General features: G+C 70.5%; 6 protein-coding genes. All 6 read left to right on the top strand.

Features of this window, described 5'->3' with window-relative positions:
* The first annotated feature begins 164 nt into the window (after nucleotides 1–164).
* A complete protein-coding gene (locus ACIPW5_RS38195) occupies nucleotides 165–797 on the top strand; it encodes a hypothetical protein (protein ID WP_401255594.1) in 633 nt (210 codons plus the stop codon).
* Nucleotides 798–1005: 208 nt separating this feature from the next.
* Complete coding sequence (locus ACIPW5_RS38200; RefSeq protein ID WP_401255597.1) at nucleotides 1006–2190, top strand: DegT/DnrJ/EryC1/StrS family aminotransferase; 1185 nt, start codon at nucleotides 1006–1008, stop codon at nucleotides 2188–2190.
* A 48-nt stretch (nucleotides 2191–2238) separates the two neighbouring features.
* A complete protein-coding gene (locus ACIPW5_RS38205) occupies nucleotides 2239–2757 on the top strand; it encodes a flavin reductase family protein (protein ID WP_401255600.1) in 519 nt (172 codons plus the stop codon).
* 441 nt (nucleotides 2758–3198) lie between these two features.
* Nucleotides 3199–3531: a TcmI family type II polyketide cyclase gene (locus ACIPW5_RS38210; RefSeq protein WP_401255603.1), complete on the top strand. Its 333-nt coding sequence runs from the start codon at nucleotides 3199–3201 to the stop codon at nucleotides 3529–3531.
* On the top strand, nucleotides 3528–4808 hold the full coding sequence (locus tag ACIPW5_RS38215) for a beta-ketoacyl-[acyl-carrier-protein] synthase family protein (RefSeq protein ID WP_401255606.1): 1281 nt from the start codon (nucleotides 3528–3530) through the stop codon (nucleotides 4806–4808). Before ACIPW5_RS38210 ends, ACIPW5_RS38215 begins: the two co-directional genes overlap by 4 nt.
* Nucleotides 4805–6000: ketosynthase chain-length factor (locus tag ACIPW5_RS38220; RefSeq protein WP_401255609.1), on the top strand; the 1196-nt coding region annotated here is incomplete at its 3' end. The genes ACIPW5_RS38215 and ACIPW5_RS38220, both read left to right, overlap by 4 nt.

Consider the following 6000-nt stretch of genomic DNA (forward strand, 5'->3'; position numbering starts at 1 on the left):
CGATACCTGGATTCTGCAACCTCAACCGCAGTTGACGTCAAGGACTTCCGAGGTGGGCCGCCCACTGGCCGAAAAAGGTGGATCGGAATTCGAGTCGGCTTTGAGGGGGCTGGCTGAAACTGACGGTGTTTTGCCGCACCACCCCACCCACAAGGAGATTTTCGTTGCGTACCTCGCGTGCCCTCAAGCGCACCCTGGCCGTCGCCGCCGTCGTCGGAACGACGGCGGTCGGATTCTCCGGCAGCGCCGTTGCGGCCACGACTTCCAGCAATGTTCCGCTGCTTTGCCCGGTTGAGTACCAGGGCCAGACCTACGTCCTGAACTACGCGCGTGACTACAAGGTCACCGCACCGGCCAACGTGGGCCGGAACTCGGTCTTCACCGTCTCCTTCGACCCGGCGCCGATCAACCCGCGCACCGAGTTCAACACCAAGGTGTGGGACGTCAAGTTCGTCTACAACCTCCCGGCCGGCGCCAAGGTCCTCGGCTACTCGCTGGTCGGCGGTTCCAACCTCGGAAACTCCAAGCAGACCGTCGAATTCGAGCCGGGCCGCGCCATCGTCAAGGCGACCGGACCCTTCAAGGCCGGCGAGGACGCCGACGTTCCCACCCTGAAGGTCGCCCTGCGCGCCCCGTCCGCCCCCGGCGAGGTCACCACCTCGATAGCGGGCACCAGCGCGGCCGACCCCGGCTTCCGCTGGACCGCAGAGGACCCGACCACCTTCGAGGTCGGCACGCTCCCCTGCTACCCGGACCCCGCCAAGCCGGTCGTGCTCTCGAAGACCCAGGTCCACTGAGGACGCGCCCGGTCCCGGGCTGAACCGCCGGTCACCCGGCAGTGCCTTCCGCACCCGGACGGCGCACCCCTCACAGGGGGTGTGCCGGTCCGGGCGGAAGGCATTCCCGCGTGCGGGCCCGTACACAGCACGGTGCCACCGGAACTTGATCGAACGTCGAGCAGGTGTCCGCAAGCTCTCAGTGACACCCGACGTGAGAGGCAGCACCATGATCAATCTGTTCCAGCCCCAGGTCGGCTCCGAGGAGCTCGAAGCGGTGGCCGGGGTGTTCGAGGACCGGTGGCTCGGCCACGGGCCCCGGACGAAGGCCTTCGAGGCGGCCTTCGCCGAACACCTCGGTGTCGCCCCGGAACACGTCGTCTTCATCAACTCGGCCACCTCCGGCCTGTTCCTCGCCGCCGAGGCGCTCGACCTCCAGGAGGGCGACGAGGTCGTCCTGCCCTCCCTGAGCTTCCTCGCCGCGGCCAACGCCATCCTGGCCCACGGCGGCCGGCCGGTCTTCTGCGACGTGGACCCGCGCACGCTCAACGCCACCCTGGAGGACATCGAGGCCGCCCTCACCGAGCGGACCAAGGCCGTCGTCGTCCTCCACTACGGCGGCTACCCGGGCGACATCGTCCGCATCGCAGAACGCTGCCGCGAGCTCGGCATCACCCTGATCGAGGACGCCGCCTGCTCCGTCGCCTCCCGCGTCGACGGCAAGGCCGTCGGCACCTTCGGCGACATGGCCATGTGGAGCTTCGACGCCATGAAGGTCCTCGTCACCGGCGACGGCGGCATGATCTACGTCAAGGACCCCGAGCAGGCCGCCCGGGTCCGCCGGCTCGCCTACCACGGCCTCGCCCAGTCCAGCGGCTTCGGCTACGCCAAGGTCTCCGCCCGCTGGTGGGAGCTGGACATCCCCGAGCCCGGCCGCCGCGTCATCGGCAACGACATGACCGCCGCCATCGGCTCCGTACAGCTGCGCCGGCTCCCCGAGATGGTCGCCCGCCGCAAGGAGATCGTCGAGCTCTACGACCGGGAGCTCGCCTCCGTCGACGGCCTGCTGACGCCCGGAGCGCTGCCCGAGGGGCACGAGTCGACGTACTACTTCTACTGGGTCCAGATGGAGCCCGGGATCCGCGACCAGGTCGCCGGCGACCTGCTCGCCGACGACATCTACACCACCTTCCGCTACGCCCCCCTGCACAAGGTCCCCGCCTACGCCCCCGTCGACGGCCCGGTCCCCGAGCTGGCCGCCTCCGACTGGGCGTCCGACCGGACCCTGTGCCTGCCCCTGCACCCCGGTCTGTCCGACGCGGACGTGCTCACCGTCGTCACCTCCCTGCGCAAGTCCGTGGAGCGGCGCAGCGCCGAGGCGCGCGAGGGCTCGCAGGCGGAGGACGCCCGATGAGCCGGGCGGTCTCCGCAGCGCCCGTACGCACCTGAGCCAGGAGGACCGTTGCCCACCATCGACCCCGCCGAATTCGCCCGGACCATGGCCCACGTGCCCACCCCGGTCACCGTCGTGACCACCGTGGACGCGGCCGGCCGGCGCCTGGGCTTCACGGCCGGCTCCTTCACCTCCCTGTCCCTCGACCCGCCCCTGGTGCTGGTCTGCCTGGCGAAGAAGGCGTCCTGCCACGAGGGCTTCGTCCACAGCAGGCGGTTCCTGGTGAACGTGCTGGCGGCGGACCAGGCCGATGTCGCCGGAGCGTTCGCCCGCTCGGGACACTCCGGGCTCGACAAGTTCGCCGGAACCCCGATGCAGCCGCTCGAACACGGTCTGCCCGGCCTGACCGATGCCACCGCCCGGATCGTGTGCGCCCTGCACGACGTCCTGGACGGCGGGGACCACAGCATCCTCGTGGGCCGCATGGAATCCGCCGAGGTGAGCGGGGCCGAGCCGCTCGTCTACCACAACCGGCGCTTCACCCGGCCCGGCTCCACCGCCGAGCTGCTGTCGTCCGCGGCCCGCTGAGCGGTCCGCCAACCGGAGCACGCGTTGACGGCGTTGACGGTGCACCACCGTCAACGCCGTTGACGACCGGGACCGGCTCGGGCCGGCAGGGGCGCTGGTCCACCGCATGACCCCGCACAGGGGTCCGCGCAGGGTCCGGTAGGAACCCGATGGAGCCCTTTTACCGTTATTTGACCTCTTCTTGGCCGTCTTCAGAGGCGCCGGAGCCGGCCTTGTGGAACCTGACCTACTCCTGAATCCACGGCCATTGAACGGCCGCTCGCGTCCGAAGAACCTTGTAATCAAGATCCGGTGCGCTGTCCCCGGAGGCCGATCCACGGATCCGGTGCGGGCGAGCGCCTCAGTGGCACGGCGCGCATGCGCGGCCCGCCGTACGAATTCCCCGGGGAATTCCCGGCGCACGAGGCCCGCCCCCGCCCCCAGCCACGGAAAAGGAACGAAATGCAGCACAGCAACCTGATCGTCGCCCGAATGGACGGCATGTCGAGCGACCAAGTGGCGCGCCTCTTCGCCGAGTTCGACACGACGGACATGCCGGAACGCATGGGCACGCTGCGCCGGCGCCTGTTCTCGTACCAGGGCCTCTACTTCCACCTCCAGGACTTCGCCGAGGACGACGGCGGCCGGCGCATCCAGGAGTCCCGTACGGACCCGCGGTTCATGCGCATCAGCCACGACCTCAAGCCCTTCATCCAGCCGTACGACCCGGAGACCTGGCGCACCCCGGCCGACGCGATGGCCACGCGCTTCTACGACTGGACGGCATCCGCATGACCGTGCCGGTGGCCCGCCGGGTGGTGATCACGGGGATCGGGGTGCTCGCCCCGGGAGGCATCGGCACCAAGGACTACTGGAGCCTGCTGAGCTCCGGGCGCACGGCGACCAGGGCGATCACCCGCTTCGACGCCTCCGAGTTCCGCTCCAGGGTGGCTGCCGAGGCCGACTTCGACCCCGAACTGCACGGGCTGACGCCGGACGAGATCCGGCGCACGGGCCGCGCCGCCCAGTTCGCGGTGGTCGCCGCGCGGGAGGCCGTCGCCGACAGCGGGGTCGACTTCGCCGCGCTGGACCCGTACCGGACCGGCGTCAGCATCGGCACCGGGATGGGAGCCATCGGCAGCCTCGACGCCGAGTACCGGACGGCCGCCGCCGACGGCCTGCTCGCGGTGGTCGACCACACCCGCGTCACACGCCATCTGTACGACCACTTCGTGCCGGGTTCGTTCGCGACGGAGGTGGCGTGGGCGGTGGGTGCGGAGGGGCCGGCGGCGGTGATCTCGTCGGGTTGCACGGCGGGGATCGATTCGGTGGCGCATGCGGTGGATCTGATCCGTGAGGGCAGTGCGGACGTGATGGTGACGGGTGCGACGGACGCGCCGATCACTCCGCTGACGTTGGCGTGTTTCGACGCGATCAAGGCGACGACGACGTTGAACGACGATCCGGAGCGGGCGTCCCGGCCCTTCGACGCGACCCGGAAGGGGTTCGTGCTGGGTGAGGGCGCGGCGGTGTTCGTACTGGAGGAGCTGGAGAGCGCCCGCGCCCGCGGCGCCCACGTCTACGCCGAGATCGCGGGGTACGGCTCCCGCTCCAGCGCCTTCCACATGACGGGCCTGCGCCCCGAGGGCCGGGAGCTGGCGGACGCCATCACGCTGGCCCTGGACGAGGCACGGCTGAACCCGGCCGACCTGGACTACGTCAACGCCCACGGCTCCGGCACCAAGCAGAACGACGCCCACGAGACCGCCGCCTACAAGCTGGCCCTCGGAGCCCATGCGCACACCACTCCGGTGAGTTCGATCAAGTCGATGATCGGGCATTCGCTGGGTTCGGTGGGGTCGTTGGAGATCGCGGCTTCGGTGCTGGCGATGGAGCACCACGTGGTGCCTCCGACGGCGAACCTGCGGACCCGTGATCCGGAGTGCGATCTGGATTACGTGCCGGTGGTGGCGCGTGAGCGGCGTACGGATGCGGTGTTGACGGTGGGGAGTGGTTTCGGGGGGTTTCAGAGCGCGATGGTGCTGGCGCGGCCGGACAGGAGGTTGCCGTGAGTGGCAGGACTCTGATCACCGGTATCGGTGTGGCTGCGCCGACGGGTCTGGGGGTGGAGGACTTCTGGGCGGCGACGCGGATCGGGAAGAACGCGATCGGTCCGGTGACGCGGTTCGATGCTTCTTCCTTTCCGGCGCGTCTGGCGGGGGAGATCCACGGGTTCGAGGCGGCGGATCATCTGCCGGGGCGGTTGGTGCCGCAGACGGACCGGGTCACCCAGCTGGCGCTGATCGCCACCGACTGCGCCTTCACCGACGCCGGCATCGCGCCGGGGGACGTGCACCCGTGCGACATGGGTGTGGTGACGGCCGCCGGGTCGGGAGGTCTCGAGCTGGGTGAGCGGGAGCTGCGCAAGCTGTGGAGCCAGGGCCCCAAGCACGTGAGCGCCTACTTGTCCTTCGCCTGGTTCTACGCGGTCAACAGCGGCCAGATCTCCGTGCGCAACGACCTGCGCGGCCCGACCGGCGTCCTCGTCGGCGACCAGACGGGTGGCCTGGACGCGTTCGCCCACGCCCGGCGCAGGCTCCGCAAGGGCGGCCGGCTGATCGCCACGGGAGGTTTCGACGCCTCCATCTGCTCGCTCGGCTGGGCCGCCCACCTGGCCGGCGGGGGAATGACCACGGCCCACGACCCCCACCGTTCCTTCATGCCCTTCGACGGGGCGGCTTCGGGATACGTGCCGGGTGAGGGTGGTGCGATGGTGCTGCTGGAGGACGAGGGGAGCGTGCGGGCCCGGGGCGGGCGCACTGTTTACGGCGAGTTCGCGGGGTATGCGGCGACGTTGGATCCGCGGCCGGGCAGTGGGCGTGAGCCGGGTCTGCGGCGGGCGATCGAGGGTGCGCTGGCGGATGCGGGCTGTCATCCGGCCGAGGTGGACGTGGTGTTCGCGGACGGTGCGGGTTCCGAGCGGCTGGACCGTGAGGAGGCCGAGGCGATCTCGGCGGTGTTCGGTCCGCGGGGGGTGCCGGTGACGGTGCCCAAGACCATGACCGGCCGCCTCGGCGCCGGCGGCGCCGCTGTGGACGTGGTGTGTGCGGTCCTGGCCATGCGCGAGGGACTGATCCCGCCGACCACGAACGTCGAACTCTCGCCCGCCCATGACATCGACCTGGTGACCGGGCGGTCGAGGACCGCGTCCGTACGCACCGCCCTCGTCCTCGCCCGCAGCCACGGCGGCTTCAACTCCGCCGC

Source organism: Streptomyces sp. NPDC090077 (assembly GCF_044747545.1).
Classification (GTDB): domain Bacteria; phylum Actinomycetota; class Actinomycetes; order Streptomycetales; family Streptomycetaceae; genus Streptomyces.